The organism is Pseudomonas petroselini (genome assembly GCF_045037875.1).
Classification (GTDB): domain Bacteria; phylum Pseudomonadota; class Gammaproteobacteria; order Pseudomonadales; family Pseudomonadaceae; genus Aquipseudomonas; species Aquipseudomonas petroselini.
Window position 1 is genome coordinate 3234502 of record NZ_CP173614.1, and the last position, 24754, is coordinate 3259255.

Annotated in this window: 13 protein-coding genes; 12 read left to right on the forward strand and 1 reads right to left on the reverse strand. The window is 63.3% G+C overall.

Annotation, left to right across the window (positions count from 1 at the left end):
* Positions 1 to 138 precede the first annotated feature (138 nt).
* The 12 genes from ACI512_RS15170 to ACI512_RS15225 all read left to right on the forward strand — a co-directional run bounded on the left by ACI512_RS15170 (position 139) and on the right by ACI512_RS15225 (position 23652).
* Positions 139 to 12393: a filamentous haemagglutinin family protein gene (locus ACI512_RS15170; protein WP_236381766.1), complete on the forward strand. Its 12255-nt coding sequence runs from the start codon at positions 139 to 141 to the stop codon at positions 12391 to 12393.
* A gap of 42 nt (positions 12394 to 12435) precedes the next feature.
* Positions 12436 to 12573: a hypothetical protein gene (locus tag ACI512_RS15175; protein ID WP_405121860.1), complete on the forward strand. Its 138-nt coding sequence runs from the start codon at positions 12436 to 12438 to the stop codon at positions 12571 to 12573.
* 1020 nt (positions 12574 to 13593) lie between these two features.
* Positions 13594 to 14187 carry a transposase gene (locus tag ACI512_RS15180; protein ID WP_043205185.1) on the forward strand — a complete coding sequence of 198 codons (594 nt, stop codon included), beginning with the start codon at positions 13594 to 13596 and terminating at the stop codon, positions 14185 to 14187.
* A 59-nt stretch (positions 14188 to 14246) separates the two neighbouring features.
* Positions 14247 to 15830, forward strand: a complete 1584-nt coding sequence (locus ACI512_RS15185; RefSeq protein WP_236380372.1) for a ShlB/FhaC/HecB family hemolysin secretion/activation protein — start codon at positions 14247 to 14249, stop codon at positions 15828 to 15830.
* Between the two features lie 24 nt (positions 15831 to 15854).
* Positions 15855 to 17654 carry a DUF2341 domain-containing protein gene (locus ACI512_RS15190; protein WP_236380356.1) on the forward strand — a complete coding sequence of 600 codons (1800 nt, stop codon included), beginning with the start codon at positions 15855 to 15857 and terminating at the stop codon, positions 17652 to 17654.
* 11 nt (positions 17655 to 17665) lie between these two features.
* Positions 17666 to 18091, forward strand: a complete 426-nt coding sequence (locus ACI512_RS15195) for a biopolymer transporter ExbD (RefSeq protein WP_010211136.1) — start codon at positions 17666 to 17668, stop codon at positions 18089 to 18091.
* 3 nt (positions 18092 to 18094) lie between these two features.
* A complete protein-coding gene (locus tag ACI512_RS15200) occupies positions 18095 to 18799 on the forward strand; it encodes an energy transducer TonB (RefSeq protein WP_012723653.1) in 705 nt (234 codons plus the stop codon).
* A 41-nt stretch (positions 18800 to 18840) separates the two neighbouring features.
* Positions 18841 to 20541 (forward strand): putative porin, encoded by a 1701-nt coding sequence (locus ACI512_RS15205; RefSeq protein WP_236380357.1) that lies wholly within the window; start codon positions 18841 to 18843, stop codon positions 20539 to 20541.
* An 18-nt stretch (positions 20542 to 20559) separates the two neighbouring features.
* A complete protein-coding gene (locus tag ACI512_RS15210; RefSeq protein WP_064054403.1) occupies positions 20560 to 21186 on the forward strand; it encodes a hypothetical protein in 627 nt (208 codons plus the stop codon).
* Positions 21187 to 21206: 20 nt separating this feature from the next.
* Positions 21207 to 21668, forward strand: a complete 462-nt coding sequence (locus ACI512_RS15215; protein ID WP_064054404.1) for a YbjN domain-containing protein — start codon at positions 21207 to 21209, stop codon at positions 21666 to 21668.
* Positions 21665 to 22606: a peptidylprolyl isomerase gene (locus ACI512_RS15220; protein WP_046036725.1), complete on the forward strand. Its 942-nt coding sequence runs from the start codon at positions 21665 to 21667 to the stop codon at positions 22604 to 22606. The genes ACI512_RS15215 and ACI512_RS15220 overlap by 4 nt, the downstream gene beginning before the upstream one ends.
* A 50-nt stretch (positions 22607 to 22656) precedes the next feature.
* Positions 22657 to 23652, forward strand: coding sequence for a LysR family transcriptional regulator (locus ACI512_RS15225; protein ID WP_236380358.1), 996 nt, complete (start codon positions 22657 to 22659; stop codon positions 23650 to 23652).
* A gap of 181 nt (positions 23653 to 23833) precedes the next feature.
* Here ACI512_RS15225 and ACI512_RS15230 read toward each other — a convergent pair whose 3' ends face one another.
* On the reverse strand, positions 23834 to 24700 hold the full coding sequence (locus tag ACI512_RS15230) for a LysR family transcriptional regulator (protein ID WP_236380359.1): 867 nt from the start codon (positions 24698 to 24700) through the stop codon (positions 23834 to 23836).
* Positions 24701 to 24754 lie beyond the last annotated feature (54 nt).

The following is a 24754-nucleotide window of genomic DNA, read 5'->3' on the forward strand; positions in this document are numbered from 1 at the left end:
TGTGCGGTTTTCGAGCCGTTACCAGCCCTATATGAACTTTGCATGACAGAAGTTCAGTCGCGCCCCTCGCCAACCGCCTAACCCTCATACGTGAGCCTGTCTTGCTCCCTGCGTGATAACAAAGAAGGAAGAACCCCGATGGTCCGCTGCAAATCACCGGTCAACCTGAAAGCCCAAGAAACCGTGCTGCGCCTCAAGCCCCTGGCTCAGGCCATTGCCTTGTTGATGGTGGCCGGTAATGCCCATGCAGCCACGGCGTTCAGTTCCAGTTGGTTTGCCGAAAAAGGCGCGACCCAGGCGGCAACGGCGGCGCGGCTCAGTGCCGGGCAGGTGCCGGGGATTCCGTCGCTGAACGAGCAAGCGCGGGTCAACCAGCAGTTGGCGCGCTCCATCAGTACGCTGAACACCAGTGTGGCGGCGATTGCCGCGCAGCAGGCCGCGCAAGCGGCGGGACGCCAGGCGGCGTTTGGCCAGGTCTCGACGATTCCGGATGGCCTGGGCAAGGGCGGCCTGCGGGTCGACAACAGCCTGACCCAGGGCTGGATCAACGCCAAGAACCCGACCCAGAGCCAGTCCGGCGGCAAGACCACGGTGACCATCGAGCAGACCGCCGACAAGGCGATCCTCAACTGGGAGACCTTCAACGTCGGGCGCAACACCACCGTTGATTTCCAGCAGCAGTCCAGCTGGGCCGTGCTCAACCGCGTCAACGACCCCAATGCGCGGCCCAGTGAGATCCAGGGCCAGATCAATGGCGCCGGTACGGTGATGATCGTGAACCGCAACGGTGTGGTCTTCAGTGGCACCAGCCAGGTCAACGTACGTAACCTGGTGGCCGCCGCCGCGAACATCACCGATGAGCAGTTCACCCAGCGCGGGATTTATGTCGATAGCACGGGCTCCCAGCCGACCTTTACCGACGCGGCGGGCAAGGTCCAGGTGCAGCGCGGTGCATTGATCCAGACCCACAACCCGGCGACCTCCACCGATTCGGGCGGCTACGCCCTGCTGCTCGGTTCGGAAGTGGAAAGCGCCGGCACGATCACTACCGCCAAGGGCCAGGCCACCCTTGCGGCCGGCGACAGCTTCTACATCCGCAAGGGCGTGGGCACCACCGGCAACGATCGTTCCACTACCCGTGGCAACGAAGTGGCAACTAGCCTCAACGCCGGCAGCAGCGCCGGCAAGGTCAGCAACAGCGGCCTGATCATGGCCTCCACGGGCGACATCACCCTGACCGGGCATCAGGTGCAGCAAAACGGCGTTGCGCTGGCCAGCACGTCGGTGGATACCCGCGGCACCATTCACTTGCTCAACGCTGCCAGCGACAGCACCGGCAGCGTGACCCTGGGCGAAGGCAGCACCACCGCGATCCTGCTGGACAGCAGCGGCAGTACCGCGCTGAACAGCCAAAAGGGCAACGGCCTGATCAAGCTCGACGGCACCCCCGCCAACCTGATTACCGGCACGTTCAACAACCTCAGCGCCGTGGCCGACCGCACCGACCAGTCGCGTATCGAGATCGTCAGTGGCGGCACCGTGGACTTCCAGAAAGGCTCGACCACCCTGGCCACGGGCGGGCAGGTGGCGGTCAGCGCGGCCGGGCGCAGCCTGGTGCGTGATGGGGCGATGATCGACGTGTCTGGTGCCATCGGCGTCAGGGTGTCGATGGAGTCCAACAACATCAAGATCAACGTGCAGGGCAACGAGCAGCGCGATGCGCCGGTCAATCGTGACGGCGGCCAGTTGATCAACAATGATGTGTGGGTCGACCTGCGTGAGCTGGTGTTTGTGCCGGCCGGTACCAACGGTTACGCGACGGATCGCTGGTACACCGCCGGCGGTTTGCTGGAGGTGGGCGGTTACCTCGGTACCCAGGGCCACTCGGTCGGCGAATGGATGGCCCAGGGCGGCACCGTGACCTTTACCGGCAAGGATGTGGTGACCCAAAAGGGCGCGCAGATCAACCTGTCGGGCGGCACCGTGGATGTGCAGGCCGGGTATATCCAGCAGACCTGGCTCAAGGGCCCGGATGGACGCTTGTATGAGCTGTCCAATGCGCCGGGCGATATTCTCTATTCCGGGTTCTACAAGGGCTACGAAGACACCAGCAAGCGCTGGGGCCAGACCGATTACTACTACAACCCGATGATTGCCAAGCAACGCCGTTTCGAGAGTGGTTACACGGTGGGCCGCGATGCGGGCAAGCTGGTGATCGGCACCACCAGCGCAGTGCTCGAAGGCCAGGTGATCAGCGACGTGTTCCAAGGCACCCGCCAGACCCAGGCCCCGAACATCAACCTAGACGGTTACCAACAGTCGCAGAAGGCCATGGCCCAGCGCGCGCAGTTGATCATTGGCGGGTACACGCCGGTCTACAACAAGACCACCGGTACCCTGCGGTATGCCCTGACCGGCAACGCCGACCAGGTACTGATCGACAGCAATACGCAGAAAATCGCCGACGGCCTGGACCTCACCACCGCCTTGCCGGCGGATCGCCAGGGCAAGATGGTGCTCGACAGTGATCAGCTCAATGGCTATGAGCTGGGCGCGATCAAGGTCGGGGCCACCCGGCAGATCACGGTCAACGGCGCACTCCAGGTGGCGGACGGTGGTGATATCACCCTGTTCGGGCCTGGCGTCAATATCACTGCCAATCTCACCGCCCACGGCGGCAGCATCAATGCCGGTAACATCCTCAACCAGGTCGATCCGCTCAAAGGCACTGTCCTCGATGCAATCGTGGCGGGGAATGGCGGCGTCAACCTGGCCTCCGGGGTCAAGCTGGACACCACTGGGCGCTGGAGCAACCTGCTGCTGGAACCGACCAACAACAGCGGCGTGGCTTATGTGAACGGCGGCAAGGTGTCGTTGCGCAGCACCGGCAACGTGAACCTGGCGGCCGGCAGTGTGGTGGATGCATCCTCCGGCGGCATCCTCGGCCTGGATGGCAAGCTCATCGGTGGCAAGGGCGGCGATGTGACCTTGGCGTCCCTCAGTAGCCTCGGGCTGGACGGCGAGATTCGCGGCTATGGCGTCAGCGGTGGCGGCACCCTGGCGTTGCAGGCACGCAAGGTACAGATCGGCACCCGCGCCACGGCACCCGACGCGGGCACCGTGCAACTGGCGGGCGACTTCTTCAATAAGGGCTTCTCGGCCTATGACATCACCGGCAACGAAGGGCTGCTCGTCACTGACGGCACCCAGGTGGATGTCACCACGCCGGTCTACCGCGTGGGCGAGCAGACACTGGCTGCGTCGAGTGGCAGCGACCCCGCCACCGCACTGGAACGCTGGACGCCAGCGCTCTACCAGGAAAACCCGACCCAAGGCGTCCTGACCCAGCGTCGCGGTGCCAGCCTCACGTTGACGGCTGGCTCCAAGGACTCCACCGCCGCACAACTGGCGACCACCGCCCTGACCGTGGGCCAGGGCGCGGTGATCAATGTCGACCCCGGCCAGGGCATTAACCTGCGCAGCGTTGGCCAGTTGACCCTGAACGGCAGCCTGAATGCCTGGGGTGGCAGTGTCAGCCTGGGCGGCCTGAGCGTGTCGCCACAGGCCTGGGAACAGCCGATTGCGGCTGGCCATGACCGCTCGATCTGGGTGGGAGAAAATGCGCTGATTGACGTTGCATCGCGAGCGGTCACGGCGGTGAGCAATCGGGGCAACGTGTACGGCCAGGTCCTCAATGGCGGCAAGATCAGCATTGGCGGCGATATCAACCTCGCCACCGGCATTGCCAGTGCCGGCGATGTGTTTGTGGTGGTCCGTGAGGGCGCGCGCCTGGACGCGTCCGGTGCCCAGGCGATGCTCGACGTGCCCGGTCAGGGCCGTGTGCCGGTGTCCAGCAATGGCGGCAGTATCAGCTTTGCGTCGAACAACGGCCTGTACCTGGACGGCAGCTTCGTTGCCCGTGCGGGCGGGGCGGGGGCGGCGGGCGGCAGCTTGGCCCTTGCGCTGGAAAGCCCGTATTACCTCAAGGCCGGCGTCAACGACAGTGTGCTCAACGTGCGTGAACTGGTGCTCAGCCAGACCCATCAAACCAGCCCGAACGCCAACCTGGAATACGGCCATGGCCATCTCGGGGTGGACCAGGTCACCGCCGGCGGCTTTGACAATCTTGCGCTGCTCAGCAACGGCTTGCTGAGTTTTGACGGTGATGTGTCGTTGAACATGGGCCAGAGCCTGCGCCTGTACGGTGGCAGCTATAACCTCAGTGAAAGCGCCGCGGCCAATTCACGGGTCAACCTGTCGGCGCCGTACCTGCTGTTGGCCGGCCTGCTCGCGCCTGCAGAAACCGGCAAGGAGGCCTACACCCGTGCAGTGCCGGTTTTGCCCAATCCATCGGTGCTGGCCACCACGGCGCAGTTCAACGCCAACGCCAACCTGATCGACGTGCGTGGCAATGTGGTGTTCGGCAACAAGAGCTATCTGTTGCGGCCCGACAACAGCCAGGCCAGCCTTGAACGGCGTGGGTTTGATGATGTGCAACTGACCAGCCAGGGCGACTTGCGCTTCCTGGCGGGGGCCGGTGCGGATGTGATTGCCCAGGGCATCAGCACGCAATTAGTGACCGGTGGTGACATGACCCTGCGTGCGGCGCAGTTGTATCCGGCGACTGAAGTCGGCGCCCGGGTACTGGCGGGCTATGTGAATAATGCTGCCAGCAATGGCACAGGCTTCAATTATGATCCGACACGCACCCTGACCCTCGCACGCACCGCCAATAGCAATGCCGCCATGCCTTACTCGGTCTTTGGTCGTCTGCAATTGGGCGGGCCGACCATCAAGCAGGGCGGGGTGGTGCGTGCGCCCCTGGGGCTGATCGAGATCGGCAACCTGGGTTCTACAGACGTGCAACTGCTGCCGGGCAGCCTCACGTCGGTGAGTGGCAAGGGCCTGGTATTGCCTTACGGCGGGACCGTGGATGGGCAGATCTACAAGTACAACGGCAAGACAGTAACGTTTATAGGCCAAGGTGGCGGCAACGTTGCAGGCAGTCTGAACGTCGGGGTGATTCTCGGTGGCCAGGCGGTGGAGGTGCTGCCGCAGGCGACGTTGGATCTGTCCGGCGGTGGTGAGCTGCTCGGCGCCGGATTTATTTCCGGGCGCGGGGGGTCTACGGATGCACGTTACAACCCACTGGTACAGTTCGGTGCGAACGGCGGGTTTGTACTGCCGGGTCTGAGCACCAACCCGGTCTATGCGATTGTGCCGGGCGTGCAACCGGGCTATGCCCCGGTGGCGCCGGAAGGTGGCGCGGTCGATCCGTTGATCGGCCAGCAGATCACAATCGGCGCCGGCGTGCCGGGCCTGGCGGCCGGCACCTATACCCTGATGCCGTCCACCTATGCGTTGATGCCTGGGGCTTTCCGGCTAGAGATCAACGGCCTGGCCGGGATGGGCGCCGACGGTGCGACCCAGGCATTGCGCAATGGCTCATGGGCCACGGCAGGGCGCTTGTCCATCACCAATACTGGTATCAGCAACAGCACGGCCAGCCAGGTGATTCTCACGTCGGCCGATATGTTGCGTCGTTACTCCCAATACAACGAAACCGGCTACGCACAGTTCGCCGTGGCCGACGCCACCAGGCTGGGTATACCTCGGGCACTGCTGCCGGTGGATGCCAAGACCCTGCAACTGGCCCTGCGGCCAGGCGCAGGTGCGGATGCCTTTTCGTTCCAGGGGATCGGCCGCTTCGAGGCCGCTGATGGCGGTTATGGCGGTACCGTATCGCTGATAAACGAAGAAAAGGGCAGCTTGGGAAGGGACATCGAAATTGTCGCGGCAGGCAACGCGGCTACCGCCAATTTCAAAGGCATTACGGTGGATGCGGACAGCCTGAATGCAATGGGCGCGGCTCGCCTGCTGATCGGTGGGATGACCTATGTCACGTACGGCCAGGGTGGCAACTACATCAACCTCCCCAGCAGTATCACCAGTTCCATCATCCTGCGCGACGGCGCGAACCTGGCGGCACCGGAGGTATTACTGGTGACCTCCACCGGAAAAATTGCGCTCGAACAAGGCGCCTCGATCAACACGATAGGCCAGGGCAAGGCCAGCTACGACGCACGTGACGGCTTTATCTACAACCTGAGCAATGTGCTGGCGGTGTCCAACGGTTTGCTCAACGTAGTCGCCGCGCCGTCATTGGGCGAAGTCATCAGTGGGGGCATCCAGTTAGGCGTGTGCAACAGCGCGCCCTGCAGCGGCCAGACAGCCCTGTATTCCGAAGGCAGCATCGTTACCTTGACCGACAGCTCCCTGCAGATGGGCGATGAGGTGCGCTATGGCACCCGTCACCTGAACCTGGGCGTGTCCAGCATCAACGTCGGCAGCCCCGAAGCCCTGGCCGATGCAGCCGCCAACAATCGCCTGCCGGTAGGCATGACCCTCAACCAGCAAGTGCTGGAACGCCTGCTGCGCGGTGACACCCAATTCGGCGCCCCGGCCCTGGAAACCCTGCAACTGTCGGCGCGTGACAGCTTTAACTTCTACGGCACCACCACCCTGGACACTTATGACGCCGTGACCGGCAAGTCGATGCTGAGCAACCTGATGCTCTCCACGCCGGCGATCTACGGCTCTGGCGGCTTGAACGACGTGGCGACTGTCCACACCGCCAACCTGATCTGGCAAGGTGCCGTCGCGCCGCCTGTGGCGGCGGTGACTGGCGGTGCCGGCACCGGCAGCGGGCGCCTGGACATCAATGCCGAGCGTATCGAATTCGGCTATGGGGATTTTGCCCAGCCGAGCACGACCAAGACCTTCGACCGCCTCGCCTTGGGCTTTGCCAACGTCAACCTCAATGCCAGTGAGCGCATCACCGCCAACCACAAGGGCAGCCTCTCGGTGTACCAGAGCCAGGGCGCGTTTGATGCGATCAAGGGCTTTGCCTACAGCGGCGGCAACCTGAATATCCTCACGCCGCTGATGACCGGTGAAGCCGGTTCGGTCAACCGTATTACCGCCGGTGGCGCGATTGATGTCAGCGCCTCGGCTGGCGCAGTAGGCAAGGTGGACGGTATCGGCGGCGAATTGTCACTGCAAGGCGATAGCCTTCGCCTGGCCACTGCCGTGGTACTGCCCAGCGGCAAGGTGACCTTGGGCGCGCGGGGCGACGTGGTGTTGACCGATGCCGCCTCGATTGATGTGTCCGGCCGGGCCATTGCCTTCAACGACCTGACCAAATACAGCGCAGGCGGCGAGGTCTTGCTGGAAAGCCGTGCCGGCAATGTGCAGCAGGCCGCCGGTTCGACCATCGACCTGTCGGCGCAGCACAACCAGGCGGGCAAGTTGCGCGCGGTGGCGGTGGACGGCGCTGCGGGGATCGTCGACTTGGCAGGCAAGATCATCGCTGGCAGCAGCGGTGACTACGATGCCGGTGGCACGCGGGTGCCCTACCTCGCGGGTGCGGTGGAGATCCAGGCCCAGCGCCTGGGCGGCAGCGGTACGCTCAGCGACCAGTTCGCAGCGCTCAACCAACGCCTCAACCAGGGCCAGGTCTACGGTGCGCGCAGCTTCCAGCTCAAGCAGGGCGACCTGACGATCGGTAATGACGTCAAGGCCAACAGCGTCAACGTCTCGATCGACAATGGCAGCCTGCGCGTGACCGGCCTGGTGGATGCCAGCGGCGAGCGCGTGGGCAGCATCAACCTGGCGGCCAAGAACGGCCTGAGCTTGGACGGCACGGCGGTGCTCGACGCCCATGGCAGCCAACTGCGGGTGGACAGCTACGGCAAGATCATCGATTCGCCCAACCGCGCCATCGTGGTGCTGGGCTCGGGCCTGGGCCAACTGACCCTGGCCGAGGGGGCGCGCATCGACCTGCGTCACGGTACTGCTGCTGCGACCGGCAATGACGGGCGCAGCCGTGGCACGCTGGAACTCAACGCGCCGCGCGTGGGCGGCAATGACATCGCCATCGACGCCCGTGGGCCGTTGACTATCCAGGGCGCGCGTTCGATTGCGCTCAACGGCATGAGAACCTACGACGATGCCCCGACCAACACCGATGAAACGCCCAATGGGCGCCCGTACCAAGTGATTGATCAGGACTACCTCACGAAAATCGTCGATCCAGCAAATACGAATTTCATCAACGCCGCGCGTGTTAACAGCAACTTGCTGCAGAAGCTTGCCGGCTTGAACAACGCCACGTACGGCGATGTTTTCCACCTGCGCCCCGGCGTAGAGATCATCAGCAAAACCCCGGATGGCGACCTGGTAGTGCAGGGCGATCTGGACCTCTCCAGCTATCGCTACGCCAGCCTCAAATCAACGGCCAAGACCGAGTCCGGCAGCCTGACCCTGCGTGCCGGTGGCGACCTGAATATCTATGGCAGCATCAACGACGGCTTTGCCGCGCCACCGACCACCGACGATGACAATGGCTGGGTGCTGCGCGCCGGTATCGACTACACCGGCGGCACCGTGGTGATACCGGGCAGCGGCGTGACCCTGGAGGTGGGCACCGTGTTCCCCGCGGGCGCTGCGCTTAATTTCGATGTACTGACCAACCCCCTGTTTTTGCCGCCGGGCACCCGATTGCCCGTCGCGGCTACGCTCAAACAACCGTTGGTACTCCCGGCGGGTACGGTGTTGGCGGCGGCTGTTCGGGATGCCTCGGGCAATGTGCTGTTCGCGGCGGGCACGTTGCTGACTCAGAGCCAGACCCTCGCCATCGGCAGTGTCCTGGATGCCGGCAGTTTGTTGAGCACGTCAGCCAGTGTCGACGGCTTGATCTGGCCCAAGGGCGTGCCATTGGCCACCAAGGTGACCCTGACCGCCAGCCAAGTGCTGCCCCGGGGCGCCCTGTTGCCGTCGGGGACAGACGTGAAGCTGCCGGGCGGCGTGGAGTCGGTGACGTTGCGTGACGCCGGCCATCCGGGCAAGAACTGGGCAATTGCACCCATGCTGGAGGAGGGTGCGCAGTCGTGGTCGATTCGCCTGGTCGCGGGGGCCGATACCGAGGCGGCGGACAGTCGCCTGCTGCAACCACATCCGGTAAGCGGCAATCTGCGATTGGCGGACAGTCACTATGGGGCGTTCGGGAAAGGAGCCCAGGTCTGGACCGAGGAGGGCTCTATAGGGTGGTTCGGCGATGACAGCATGGTAGGCCAACCGGTTGATTTCGACGCAATACAATACCCAGGTGTATGTGACGACTTCCCGGAATACTGCGTTGTCAGTGGTGAGGCCTATACGCTGCTGGTGGGCGGCAGTAGTCGCTTCAGCGTAATCCGCACTGGCGCTGCAGACCTTGACCTGCTGGCCGCCGGCAACCTGAGCATGGAGTCGCTGTTCGGCGTCTACACGGCAGGCAGCTCGTCCACCGGCACCTCGACCAACGATCCGTATAACCTCAAGCGAGCCCTGGGCAGCAATGGCAAGGTATTGGCTAACGCCGGGGGCAACGAAAAGCTGGTCAACGCAGACACCGGCAGTCTGTACCGTGCCTGGTACCCGGATACGGGCGGCAACTTGCTGCTTAAAGTGGGCGGCAACCTGACGGGTAATATCACCAGCCCGGCGCAGAATGGCGTTGGTCGTCCGGTACCGAGCGACCAGGGTCAGGATTCAGCCAACGTCGGCAACTGGCTGTGGCGTCAGGGCAATGGGCTCAGTGGGAGCCAGGCGCAAGCCACCGCCTGGTGGATCAATTTTGGTTCCTACGTCGCTACCGACCGGGCGGACCAGATGGTCGGGTTCACCGGGTTTGGCACCCTGGGAGGCGGCAACCTGAATGTTGATGTGGGTGGCGATGCAGGACTCATCAGCCCTGTCTCGTCAACAGCTCTGAACGTCAGCCGGCGCAGCCAAGGCCTGGTACTGGCAGTCGGCAGTACCGGTCGGGTCGGGGCCGATGGCAGTGTGCAACTGACGGGTGGCGGTGATCTGAACCTGCGGGTCGGCGGAGCGGTTAACCCCGCCAGCCAGACCTTTGCAGAGCACCTCAATGGTGCACTGGTGAACCTGCGTGGGCACGTGCAATTGACCGGCGGCGCCCTGGGCAGTCTGACGCTGCGGTATGGCATTCAACGCAAAGACCAGAGTCCCAGTGAGGTACGCGCCTATGATCCGTTGCGCGCCACTTCGGCCTTTGCTGCGGGAGGTTTGAGCCTATTGCCGGGCGACGCCACTTTCAGCCTGTCCACCCGTGGCGACCTGGTGTTACAGGACGTCGCCGACCCTGGGCGCGCGCCGCAGATGAACGCCTTGACCTACGTCAATAAGGGGGTCAACGGGATTGGGCAAAGCTGGTTCAGCCTGTGGACCGACCGCACAGCAGTGGACCTGTTCTCTGCCGGGGGCAACCTCACGCCCCTGACCCAGACCCTGGAAACCGATATGGCGGCGGTCTATCCCGCGACATTGCGTGCGGTTGCCGCTAACGGCAGTCTCTATTACGGCAGCGCCTCGACCAGTAATCCTGGCGACGTGCAGCCGCTCAGGGCGTTGGTACTCGCACCTTCGTCCAATGGGCAACTGGAATTGCTGGCCGGTGATTCGATCTCCGGCGGCGATCTGACGATCAGCCGCTCCAGTGCGGCACCCAATAGCCTGGCGACTATTCTGCGTCCGGCCTTCGCCGGTTTCCTGACTGATCAAAAAACGGCAATAGTGGGCAGTGGCAATCTTTCCAGCGATGGCAACATTGCAACCTTAACGGTTTCTCCACTGTTTGCCTTTGGCCCCAACACCGCCAGCATGGCTTGGGGTGATGCCCTGGAGCCCGCGCGTTTCTATGCGCTGAGTGGGGACCTGCTGGGCGTCAACAGTGGGCGCGCCCTCACGATCACGGGGGCGGGTGACGCTCGGTTCGGGCAAACCTTTTACGAAGGCGCAGGCCCGGTATGGATGCAAGCCGGACGCGATATTGTCGGCAGCGGCACGCGCTTGAGCGGTGCCAGCGCAGGTGTCACGGATACGGGTCAATACACCTTTACCGGCAACCTGTTCGTGCACAACAGCCCCACCGATATCTCCATCGCCAGCGCTGGCCGCGACATCCTCTACAGCAGCTTTAACGTTGCCGGCCCCGGTACCCTGGAACTGACGGCGGGGCGCAACATTCAGATGGAAGACAAAGTCGCGGTGAACAGCCTGGGCGCTGTCGCGGCCGGCGACAGCCGTCCTGGCGCAAGCATCGTCATGCAAGCCGGCATGGGCCCCAACGGCCCGGACTACCGCCGCTTTGTCGAGGCCTACCTGAACCCCGCCAACCTGGCGCAACCGGGTGAGTCGTTGCAGGGCAGCAAAGTCGCCAAGACCTACGAGAATGAACTGGTGTCCTGGCTCACCGAACGCTTCGGCTTCGCCGGCGACAGCGAACAGGCCCGTACCTACTACGCCGCACTGCCCGCCGAACAACAACGGATCTTCGCCCGTGACGTGTACTTCGCCGAACTCAAGGCCGCCGGCCGTGAGTACAACCAGGACGGTAGTGTGCGCCAGGGTAGCTATGTGCGTGGCCGTACGGCGATTGCCCGGTTGTTCCCCGAGACCGACGTGGCCGGCAATCCGATCACCTACAAAGGCGACATCACGATGTTCGGCGGTGCCGGCGTGCACACCAACTTCGGCGGTTCGATCCAGATGCTCACCCCTGGCGGCAGCCAGACCTTCGGCATCGAAGGCGATGCACCACCGTCGACGGCTGGCGTGATCACTCAGGGCGCAGGCGATATCCAGTTGTATTCGCTCGGCAGCATCCTGCTTGGGCAGAGCCGCATCATGACCACCTTCGGCGGCTCGATCATGGGCTGGACCAGCGAGGGCGACATCAACGCCGGTCGTGGTTCCAAGACCACGGTGGTGTACACGCCGCCCAAGCGCGTCTATGACAACTGGGGCAACGTGAGCCTGTCGCCATCGGTGCCGAGTACCGGTGCGGGGATCGCCACGCTGAACCCGATTCCGGAAGTGCCGGCGGGGGATATCGACCTGATCGCGCCGATGGGCACCATCGATGCGGGGGAGGCGGGGATTCGGGTGTCGGGTAACGTCAACATCGCCGCTTTGCGCGTGGTGAACGCGGCGAACATCCAGAGCCAGGGTAAGTCGTCCGGGATACCGGTGTCTGCCACGGTCAACACCGGTGCAATGAGTTCGGCCAGCGCGGCTGGGGCGGCGGCGTCCCAGGCGGCGGAAGATGCGGCGCGCAGTCAGCAGGCGGCGGCCAAGCAGGGTCGGCCGTCGATCATGACGGTTGAGGTGTTGAGCCTGGGCAGTGAGCCGTTGCCGCGTGAGCCGGAGCCGGCGCAGAAAACCTCCGGCTACAACCCCAGCAGCCCGGTGCAGGTGCTGGGCGCGGGGCCGCTGAGTGAGCAGGCGCGGGCGCGGTTGACGGATGAGGAGCGTCAGCAGATCAGTTTGTAAGGCTTTGGAAAGGACCTCTCGATGTACCGTTTGGGGCGATCAATGATCGCCCTGTTTTTTTGGGTAGTGCTTGGTCTTGAGTTGGATAAAGACAGCAAGGGTATTGATCGCAGGATGTGCTCTTTTGTCGACGTTGGTGGTGTGGGTGGGGTACATATCCGTTGTTTAGGTAACGGCTGAAATGGGTTCCGCCCTTACGGCGGGTCACTTTTGGAAGAGCGCCAAAAGTAACCAAAAACGCTTCGCCCCAACACTCGGCACCTCGCCTAGGCTCGGTGTGCCCTCACTCCGGCTTGAATCCGTGGGCCGCCGCCACGCGCCATCCATGGCGCGTGGCGGCTAACCCGGCGTCCTGCCGGGTTACCCACGGATTCAAGCCTGCGTTCGGCCAGCGTGTTTGACGGGGCGCCCCAGATCAAGATCAAAAGCAAGAGCACGGCGGCCTGGTAGCCGACCTGAGTGGTGTAGAGCAAAAGCAGATTTGAGTGATCCCTCGGCCCAGAGCGGCGGCCTTAGAGCCGGCCGGGTTCTTACTGTCGATCTCGGTTAAGTGTGGGAGGGGGCTTGCTCCCGATGGCGGTGGGGCAGTCACAGATGCATGAGCTGACACACTGCTATCGGGAGCAAGCCCCCTCCCACAGTTTGATCTCCATGCATCAGGTAGATATCAGCCTGCTTTTGATCTGGCTTGTGATCTTGATCTTAGGCGCCCAGCGTGTTTGACGGGGCGCCCCAGATCAAAAGCAAGAGCACGGCGGCCTGGTAGCCGACCTGAGTGGTGTAGAGCAAAAGCAGATCTGAGTGATCCCTCGGCCCAGAGCGGCGGCCTGGAGCCGGCCGGGTTCTTACTGTCGATCTCGGTTAAGTGTGGGAGGGGGCTTGCTCCCGATAGCGGTGGGGCAGTCACAGATGCATTAGCTGACACACTGCTATCGGGAGCAAGCCCCCTCCCACAGTTTGATCTCCATACATCAGGTGGATGCCCCGGTGTCAGGGCGGAACCCATACCAGTCACCCCCCAAATAACGGATATAGACACCACAAAAAATTGCCCCCCACCCAATCCAAAATGAAGCTTTCATGACAAAAGTTCGGTAGTCCCCAGCCACTCCCGTCTCTCCTGTGTAACGCGCTTGAGCCCACCAGAAAGGTGGGCTTTTCAGCCGCAAGCAGGATGCCAGGAGTGGGGCGATGGGAACTATGGAACGTTACTCGAAAGTGGGCATGCAGGAGCTCGACCAGCGCCTGTCGAAGATCGTCGAAGCGGCGCGCAAGAAGCCGGTGTCGGTCTATCGCTACGGCGCGCCTTGGGTATGGATTGTCTCCCAGGACGATTGGCAGGGCACCCGCAAGGAAGTCTCCAGCTACATCCCGGCCAGCCATTCCCTGGTGTTGCTGCGCCCGCAGATCGATGAAGTGCTCGACCAGCACCGCGACTGGCTGGTGGCCGAAGCCCCGATGTCGATCGCCCCGCAGACCGTGCTGCAGATCCTGCTGCTGCAATTGCTGTATTCGGTACCCAGCGAGCAGCAACTGCATGAACAGCTGAACTACAACCTGCTGTTCCGCTGGTTCGTCGGCCTGGACCTCAACCAGAAGGTCTGGAGCATCCAGGCACTGACCCGCGACATCGCCACGCTGTTGAACAACCCGCGTGCGGTGCAACTCATCCAGAAAATCATCGGTGACGTGTTTTGTGGCGCCCTGCTGCACATGCCGGAGTTCTCGCTGAACTTCGCCCTGTTGCACACCTGGCTGGCCCGCCACGGCAACACCTCGATCACCAGCAATTGAGCAGGCCTTGCGCCGGGCAATCGGCGGCGGCGGATAAAATCAGAATGTCAGGGGGCGGTGTGGAGCATCTGTTCAAATTAACGCTGGCGCTGTGTTGCGTGACGCTGGGGAGCCTGGCGCAACCGGTGTTGGCCGAGGAAGAGGCGGCGGCGCGCAAGGTCGACGTCAACGAGTACTTCGTGCGCGGCAACACGGTGCTCGATGCGGCGACGATTGAGGAGGCGGTGTATCCGTTCCTCGGCCCGCAAAAGACCTTGGGCGATATCGAAGGCGCCCGCGATGCCTTGCAGAAGATCTACCAGTCGCGTGGCTACCAGTCGGTGTTTGTCGAGCTGCCGGAGCAGAAGGTCGATGACGGCATCGTCTACCTGCAAGTCAGCGAAACCAAGGTCGGCCGTGTGCGCGTGGTCGGCGCCAAGCACTATTCGCCGGTAGAGATCCGCGAGCAGGTGCCGGCCCTGGAGGAGGGGGCGGTGCCGGATTTTGCCACGGTGCAGACCCAGCTGGCCGGGCTCAACCGCAGTGCCGGGCGCCAGGTTACGCCGCTGGTACGCGAGGGCCAGCGCCCGGGCACCATGGATGTGGACCTGCAGGTCGAAGACCAGAACCCTTGGCACGCCAGCATCGGCCTGAACAACGACTACAGCGCCGACACCGAGAAGCTGCGGTCGGTCGCGACCCTGGGCTACGACAACCTCTGGCAACTGGGCCACAGCATTTCCCTGACTTACTTCACCGCCCCCCAGGACACCGAGAATGCCAAGGTCTGGTCGGGTTCCTACACCGCACCGTTGAATGAGCGCTGGACCTTGCAGTTCTCCGGTTACCAGTCCGATAGCAACATTGCCACCATCGGCGGCAGCAACGTGTTGGGCAAGGGCTATTCCTACGGTGTGTCGGCCATCTACAACCTGCCGGCTGCCGGTAACTGGGCCAACTCATTCTCGTTCGGGATCGATTTCAAGGACTTCGACGAGGAAATGAAATTCGGCGCCAGCAGTGACCAGGTGCCGCTCAAATACGCGCCATTCACCCTGGGCTACAACGGCTATCGCTACACCGAGCAATCCCAATTGGGCCTCGGCCTGAACCTGATCGTCGGTACCCGCGCCTTCTTCGGCTACGGCAGCGATGCCGAGGCGTTCGACTACAAGCGCTACAAGGCCAGCGCCAGTTTTGCTGTGCTCAAGGGTGACCTGAATTACACCTACACCTTCGCCAACGATTGGCAGTCGGCGACCAAAGGCGGCTTCCAACTCGCCTCGGGACCGCTGGTCTCCAACGAGCAGTACTCGGCCGGCGGCGCCACGTCGGTGCGCGGCTATTTGGCGGCCGAGCGCACCGGGGACGAGGGCTACTTGCTCTCCCAGGAATTGCGCACGCCGTCCCTGGCCAAGTTTCTCGGCAGTTATGTGCAGGAGTGGCGCTTCTACGCGTTTGCTGAAGGCGCGCGCATGCGCCTGCACGACCCACTGCCCGAGCAAGAAGACGAATACAGCCTGGCCAGTGTCGGCCTGGGCACCCGCGCCAGTTTGAGCAAATGGTTGTCCGGCAGCCTGGATTGGGGTTACCCGCTGCTCGATGGACCGAACACCCAGAAACAGGACTCGCGACTGCACTTCAGTGTGCAGGCGACTTTCTGACTTTTTCTTCCGGAGACTTCACCCATGCAACGCCTATTCCTGAGCCTGTTGATCTGCCTGGGCTTCGCGCTCCCGGCCACCGCCCATGCCTGGTGGCAGGACGACTGGCACTACCGCAAACAGATCTCGGTCGACACCACCGCGCAAGGGGCCGCGATCAACCAGGCCCTGGGCCGTACCGCGCTGTTGGTGCGCCTGCACACCGGTAATTTCACCTTTGACGGGGTCAAGGATGACGGCGCCGACCTGCGCTTTGTGAGTGCCGATGACAAGACCGTGTTCAACCATCAGATCGAAAGCTTCGACCCGTTGATGGGCATGGCGCTGATCTGGGTCGATGTGCCCAAGGTCGAAGGCGGCCAGCGCCAAGACCTGTGGATGTACTACGGCAACCAGAAGGCCCCGGCCACCGCCAACGGCCAGTTGACCTTCGACCCGAACTACACCGCGCTCTACCATTTTGATGGCGCCAACGGCACGCCGGCCCGGGACACCACGGCCTACGCCAACACCGCGTTGAACGCCACCGGCGCCGCCATCGATGGCGTGATCGGCCGCGCCTTGCAGTTCGGCGGCCAACCCCTGATGTTGCCGGCCAGCCCCTCGTTGCAACATGCGGCAGGCGGCGCGTTCACCTTCAGCGCCTGGTTGCGCTTGGACCAAGCCAGTGGCGAGCAAGTGGTGCTGGCCCGGCGTGACGGCACCCATAGCCTGTTGCTGGGCTTGAACCAAGGCATGCCGTTTGTGGACATCGACGGCCAGCGCGCTGTCTCGACCCAGCCGCTGAACCCCGGCCAATGGCAGCACCTGGCGTTCACCGCCGAGGGTGAAAAGGTCACGCTGTATGTGAATGGCCGCGAAACCGCGACCCTCGCGGTGGCCATGCCGGCCTTTAATTCCCAGCTGGCCATCGGCGCCGACCTGCCGGAAGCGGGCAGTACGCACCTGCCATTCGCCGGGGCCATCGATGAGCTGCGCCTGTCCAAGGTGGCGCGTCCGACCGCGCTGCTGCTGGCCGATGCCAGCGCCCAGGGCGCCGAATCGAAACTGGTGGCCTATGGGGTGGATGAAGAACAGTCCGGCTTCGGTTTCGGCAGCCTGGGCTTCTTGCTCAACGCCGTACCGGTGGACGCCTGGGTGATCATCCTGGTGCTGGTGGCGATGATGTTTCAGTCGTGGGTCATCATGCTGCGCAAGAACCGCCAGGTCAGCCGTTTAAGCAGTGCCAACGAAGTGTTCCGTGAGCACTTTGCGCAGATCGGCACACGCCTGGAGATGTACGCCGACGACGCCCAGTTGGGCGAGCGCCTGACCCATTCCTCGCTGTGGCGCCTGTACCTGGTGGCGGTCAAGGAGATCCGCACCCGTCGCGCCCAAGGCGCCGACACCTCATCGGTGTCGGCCGCGACCATCGAAGCCATCCGTTGCTCCATGGACGGCGTGCGCACCCGCGAAAACCAGGCGCTCAGTTCCAAACTCTCGACCCTGTCCAACGCCATCGCCGGCGGCCCGTACATCGGCCTGCTCGGGACGGTGCTGGGGATCATGGTGGTGTTCCTCGGCACGGCCATGGCCGGTGACGTGAACATTAATGCCATCGCGCCGGGCATGGCCGCAGCCTTGCTGGCCACGGCCATGGGCCTGTTCGTCGCGATCCCGGCGCTGTTTGGCTACAACCGCTTGATCACCCGCAACAAGGAAGTCAGTGCGGATATGCGCGTGTTTGTCGACGAGTTCATCACCCGCCTGGCGGAGATGCACGGCGAGAGCCAGCACAGTGAAGCCGCGCACCGCGCACCGCATCACGCATCCGTTCCGGCCTGAGGAGAATCGCCATGGCTTCCGTAAATGCCTCCCACGACGATGACGACGATGCCGCCGTCGACAGCATCAACATCACGCCTCTGGTGGACGTGCTGATGGTGGTGCTGGTGATGTTTATTTTGACCGCCACCGCCCAGGTCTCGGGCATCCAGATTCACCTGCCCAAGGCCAGCGCCTCGGTGTCGTTGTCGGAGGCCAAGACCAAGGCCATTTCCGTGAACGACGGCGGCCAGGTGTTCCTCGACGCCTACCCGGTCACCCTCGGCGAGCTGGAAGAGCGCCTGCGTATCGAGAAAGCGTTGAACCCGGACTTCCCGGTGATCGTGCGCGGCGACGCGATGGTGCAGTACCAGAAGGTGATCGAGGTACTCGACTTGCTGCGCCGGCTGGAGCTGTCCCAGGTCGGGCTGGTCACCGGCAAACCGAGCCAGGGCTGAGTCATGACCGCACAGATCCCGATTGCGCCAATACCGGTGAAAAAGAAACCGCCGTTGCGCCCGTTGAAGTGGGGCGCCGGCCTGTTGTTGGGGGCCGTGGCGGCCTGGTTTTTATGGCAGTGGGCCAACGACATGAGTGGCGTGCGCCGCGAAGCGCCGAAGGTGCCGACGATTATCCCGTTGCCGCCACCACCACCGCCGCCGCCGGAAAAACCCAAGGAGCCCGAGCCCCAGGTCGAAGAAAAAGTCCCGGAGCCGGTGCCCAGCCCGGAACCCGAAGAGGTCAAGCCGGCCGAGGAAGCACCGCCTTCACCTAACGAAGACCTGGCCAACCCGATGCAGATCGACGGCGACGCCCAGTCCGGCAATGACGGTTTCAACATCGGCGCGGGTAAGGGCGGTGGCATGGCCGGCAGCGGTGGCGGCGGGCTGGGTACCGGCACGTACAAGCAGTATCTGGCCGGCACCTATCAACGGCTGATGCGCGAAGACCCGGAATTACGCAAGAAGGCTTTCTCGATACAGATAGACCTGTGGTTGGGCACCGATGGCCAGGTCACTAAAGCGCTGGTGGCCAAGTCCAGCGGTGATGCCGAGACCGACGCCCAGATGCTCGCGCTGATACGTGCACCGCGTGCCGCACAGAAGCCGCCGGCGTCACTGACGCTGCCCATGCGCCTGTCCCTCAAGGGCCGGCGCCCGGATTGACTGAACCTTTTTTAACGGATTTTTACAGGAGTTGCGTACACATGATTTCCCCCGTGAATCGACTGACCCTGGCGGTTGGCATGGTCATCGCGACCCTGGTTGGCCAGGCGGCTGCAGCCCCGGTTGCGCCTTCGGAAAACGTCACCATCAACCTGATCCGTCTGCTGGTGCAGCAAGGTGTGCTGACCCAGGCCACCGCCAATGGGCTGATCGCCCAGGCCGAGAAAGAGGCCCAGCAGGCACGCCAGGCCAATGCCGTGCCGGTGGTTGCCGCAGGACCGACCGCAGGGCCCGGCGATGTGCGTGTGCAGTATGTGCCGCAGGCGGTCAAGGATCAGATTCGCGACCAGGTCAAGGCCGAGGTCATGGCCACCGCCAAGCAGGAAAACTGGGCACAGCCCAATACCTTCCCCGATTGGATCTCGCGTATCAGCTTTGATGGCGATATTCGTTTGCGCGATGAGTCACGCTACTTTTCGGGTAATAACAGCAACAACATCACCGACTTCGCCAAGCTCAACGACACGGGGCCCTACGACGTCAACAAAAACTCCAACACTAAGTTGCCGCCCTTGCTCAACACCCGCGAGGACCGCGAGAACCTGTTCCGCCTGCGCGCACGCCTGGGCATGAAAGCGGTGATCTCGCCGGAGTGGACCGCCGGCATTCGCATCGCCACCGGCTCTGACAATAACCCGGTGTCGACCACCCAGACCCTGGGCGGCGGCTTCGGCAAAAAAGACATCTGGCTGGATCAGGGTTACCTGACCTGGAAAACCACTGACTACATGACGTTGACTGCCGGGCGCATCGGCAACCCGTTCTATTCCACCGACATGATGTATTCCAACGACCTCAACTTCGACGGCGTGGCCGCGATCTTCAACCACCGCCTCAACAGCGAGTGGGGGCTGTTCGGGACCCTCGGTGCCTTCCCGGTCGAGTACACCGCCGACACCGCCAGCACCAATGGCATCGACAAGGAAGACAGCGACACCAAATGGCTGTTTGGCGGGCAGATTGGCGCTGACTGGAAGATCAACCGCAGCAACCGTCTCAAACTTGCCGCCGCTTACTACCAGTTCCAGGACATCGAAGGCGAGCGTTCCAGCCCTTGCTCCACATGGCGGGGCGCGCCCGCCTGTGACACTGACGGCACGCGTGTTGCCTTCATGCAAAAAGGCAACTCGGTGTTCAACCTGCGCAACAACACCACCAACCCGACTGACCCGGCCAAAACGCCTGACCCTCAATTCGTCGGCCTGGCGTCCAAGTTCGATGTGCTGGACCTCAACCTGGTCTGGGACAGCGACCTGCCCAGCGATTTCAAGCTGCGCACCCAGGGCAACTTCATCCACAACCTGGCCTACGACAAGGGCGAAATGCTCAAGCGCAGCGAAGGCGAGATCGTCAACAACATCAACAGCAAGGGCCAGTTTGAAAGTGGCGGCAATGCGCTGATGGTGTCGTTCACCCTGGGCAGCGCGCTGGAGATGCGCAAGCGCGGCGACTGGAACGTGTTGGCCGGCTACAAGTACATCCAGCCCGACGCCTTGCCCGACGGCTTCAACGACTCTTCGTTTCACCTGGGCGGCACCAACGCCAAGGGTTACTTCATTGGCGCCAACTACGGAATCGACAAGAACATTTACGCCAGTGCGCGTTGGTTGAGCGCCTCCGAAGTGTATGGCCAGCCGTTTGAAGTCGATGTGATGCAACTGGAACTCAACACGCGCTTTTGATGCGCAGGGAGATGCCACATGAACATGCGAATCTGCGGGCTGTTACTGCTGCTGGTCACCACCGGCGCTGCGGCCGAAGGCATGGAGGAGCGCCTGCGCACGCAACTGCGCAGCACCACTCAGCAATTGCAGGCACTGCAAAGCGAGCAGGCCCAGGCCAGTGCGGCGCGTATCGCTGCTGAAACCCAAGCCAAGCAGGCCCAGGCGCAAATCAAGCAGCTGACGGCTGAGCTGGAGAAGACCCGTGGCGCGGCCGAGCAATTGGCCGGCCAGCAACAGAGCCTGCACAGCCAGGCGCAGGCCCAGGTGGCGGCCAGCAACGAGCAGATCGGCAAGTTCAAGAAGGCCTATGACGAACTGCTGGTGCTCGCCAAGGGCAAAGAAGCCGAGCGTGCCCGCTTGCAGGCGCAACTGAGCGAACGTGACACACAAGTGCAGCAATGTTCAGTCAAGAATCAACAGATGTACGGCGTGGCCCAGCAACTGCTCGCGGCCTACGAAAAGATCGATGTGGCCGAGGTGATGAGTATTCGCCAGCCGTTCGCCAGCAGCGCGCGGGTCAAGTTCGAGGAACTGGCCCAGGGTTTTGGCGACGATTTGTACAAGAGCCGTTTTGATGCACCCCAGGCAACCGCCAATCATTGATAGACAGGGAAGAGATCACCATGAGCGAATTGATCACCAGCGTCACCACCCAGCGCCTCACCGAGTTGCTGCAGGAAGCCGGCTACCGGGTAAACCCGAGCGAACAAAATGGCGTCGTGCAATTGCTCAGCGCCAGCCAGGGCATCGGCTTTGCAGTGCGCTTCGGCAACCCGGCGGCAGAGCAGGGCAGCTATGTGGATTTCACCTACAGCTGTGCGCTGCGTATCCAGGGCGAGTTGCCTGAGGGCCTGGCCCAGGTGTGGAACGCGTCGCGCCGCTTTGCGCGGTTGTCGGTGCAGGGCGAATTCCTGCTGATGGAAATGGACGTGGTGGTGGCCGGCGTCGGCGCCACGCACCTGCGTAGCCAGTTGGAGTTGTGGGACCGCCTGTTGCAGGAATTCATCGTCTACCTGCGTGAGTACAGCCAGCAGGCCGCGCAGTTGCAGGCCGCAGCGGTGGGCGAAGAGGCACCCGTATTGTGAAAAAACCAACCCTGATGGTCGGCGCGGGTGCGCTGGCCTTGCTGGTGGTGGCGGTGGGCTTGAGCTTGCGGCCGGGCAGCGACCCGGTGGCGGCGCAGCAACCGGCGCCGGTGATCAATCCAGCCGCGAGCGGGCCGGCGGTGGCGCGCTTGGGCAACCAGCAAATCGACCTGCCTGAACTGAAAACCGTGTTGGCCAGCCTGCCGGCCGAATCCCGTGAGCAACTGCGCGGCAACCGTGGTGCGTTGGAAACCTGGATCCGCTCACGCCTGGCGCAGAAGGCCGTGCTTGAACAGGCCGACGCCCAGGGCTGGCGCCAGCGCCCTGAGGTAGAGCAACAGACCCGCGCCGCCACCGAGCAGATCGTGTTCCGCGACTACATGCTCTCGGTCAGCCAGGTGCCGGCGGATTACCCCAGCGCGGCTGAATTGCAGCAGGCCTACGACAGCGGCAAGGCGCAATGGGTAACGCCACCGTTGTACCGTGTGAGCCAGATTTTCCTCGCGGCGAATGACCCGCAAACCCTCGACACGGTACGTCGCCAGGCCCAGGAGCTGAGCCGTCGGGCCCAGGCCGCACCGGGTGATTTCGCCGCCTTGGCCACGCAGTTTTCCCAGGACACGGACTCCGCCGCACGCGGTGGCGACTCGGGCATGCAACCCCTGCAGCAACTGGTACCGGAAGTGCGCAGTGCGGTGTCGCGCCTCAAGGTCGGGGCCGTGTCGGACGTGGTGCAGAGTGCGGCGGGGTTCCATGTGCTCAAACTCACCGGCCAGCAACCGGCACGCACCGCGACCCTCGACGAACTGCGTGAGCGCCTGACCCAGGCCCTGCGCGCCCAGCGCCAGGAGCAGATCGCCAAGGCTTACCTCGAAGGCATGCTTAACACCGCGACCCTTAGTATCGACGGCGCCGAGCTGAACAAGGTGCTGGAGTAACACGCGTCAACCCGCATTGGATGCACAGACCACAAGACAGGGAGTCTCCCATGGCATTTCTAGAACCGTCTGCCCCCCAGGGGCCCGCCGCTTATCGCGCACCCGCCGAGGGGCGCAGCCGCTGGCTGGCCTTGGCCGATGAGATCGACCCGGAGGTGGCGCGCTACTTTCTGGTGAGTGCGCGCTGCGGGTGTTTCATGCAAGCGGCGCGCAGCTTGAATATCAAGGCGACGCTGCTGCGCAAGCGCCTGGCGCAGTTGGAAGAGCAGCTGCGGCATTCGCTGTTCAGCTACCAGGGCAATGGTTTGGTGCTCAGCCGTGACGGCCAGCAATTGCAGGCGCAGCTGATCGCCCTGGCCCATGAACGCCGCTTGCCGGTGACGGAGCAGCCATTGATTCGGCTGGCGGTGGCGGAGCCGATCCTGCATGACATCCTGGGTCGCGACCTGATAGCCTTGCTGCGCCGCAATGCCAGCGTGCGCCTGGAGATCATCTCCATCGACAGCCAGTTGTCCCTGCAAGCGGTGGATGTGGATGTGGTGCTGTGGTTGTCGGATGCCGACGGCCCGAGCCCCGGCCCGAGTTTTCCCACTGAACCGCCGCGAGCCCTGGCGCGCTTGCAGTATCTGCCGCATATCGCCAAGCGTTATTCGCGGTTGACGACACGCCCGGACAGTGTGGAAGACCTCGACGATTACATGCTGGTGCAATGGCAGCCCGATGCGCAGGTGGAGGCTTTGCAGGCCTGGAACCAGGTGGTGCAGCAACGCTTGGCGGCAGTGGTGCAGGTGCATGCGTATTCGCTGATGCTGGAGATGATTCGCTGCGGTGCGTGCATTGGGTTGCTGCCGCATTACATGAGCAGTTTTGACCGAGGCTTGGTGGCGTTGCCGGGGTTGTTGGAGGCGCGCATGCAGCGGCAGGTATGGTTGGCGGTGAATACGCAGGTGGAGGATGCTGAGGCAGTGCGGATGATCGTAGAGTTGATCGTGGGCACATTTGAAGGCCGGCGCGAGTGGTTTGACTCCACCGCACCTACCTTGTAGTGAGCGGGCTTGCCCCGCGCTGGGTGGCGAAGCCGCCCCAATAAGGACAGCGCGGTTCTTCAGAAGGAATAGCGGCGCCTGGTTTAGGGCGGCTTCGCCACCCAGCGCGGGGCAAGCCCGCTCACTACGGTGTGCGGCGGGCCAGGCAAAGTGACAGAAAGGCAGGCGGGCCAATCTGAACTCAGCGTTGCAATGCACCCCGGAAGGTTGCGCTTAATGCGCGCAAGGTTTCCTGGGAGCGGCCATCGCTGATACGGCTGTAAAGCACCACTTCACTCACGGGTAGGGCGGGCAAGCCGTATTGCTCGCTCACGTCCACCGCGCCAGACGGTGCCACGCGGTGGGCGAGGGCGGCGACGCCGAGTCCGGCGCTGACGGCGGCGCCGACGGCCATCACGCCGCCGCCGACAAATACTTCGGTCCAGTCGATGCGCGCCGTGTCCAGTGCACGGGTCGCCAAATGGCGCACGCCGCAGGGCGCGGCCATGGTCGCCATGCGCAGGGGCGTGCCGGGGCTGTGTTGCCAGGTGGGGGCGGCGAACCAACCAAAGCGTTCCACCGCCAATACTTCGCCGTTCTGGCGGTCGCCCTCGTTGCGCACGATCACGGCGTCCAGCTCGTTGCGATCGAAGGCAGCGACCAGCTCGCGGGAGGAGGCGATGCGCACTTCGAGGATCACTAACGGGTCGTAGGCGGCCAAGCGGCTGAGCCAGGTTGGCAAGTCGGGGCCGGCCACGTGGTCGCTGATACCGATCACCAGACGGCGGAGTGCGTGGCTGCCCATATCGCCCAGGGCGCGTTCATGGGCGTTGAGCAAGGCGCGGGCGGCGACGATGAAGTGTTCGCCTTGGGGCGACAGCCGCACGTGCCGGGGCGTGCGTTCGAGCAAGCGATAGCCGAGGCGTTCTTCCAGGCGCTTGAGCTTGAGGCTGATCGCCGCCTGGGAGGTGTCGAGGGCTTCGGCGGCGCGGGTGAAACTGGCGAAATCGGCCACCAGCACGAAAGCCTGGACGGTGTCGATGTCCAGCGGTTTGAGCACGTCAGTCATATTCAATCCTTATCGCACTTATATCGGCTGATATCTTGTTGAAATCATCGCGGC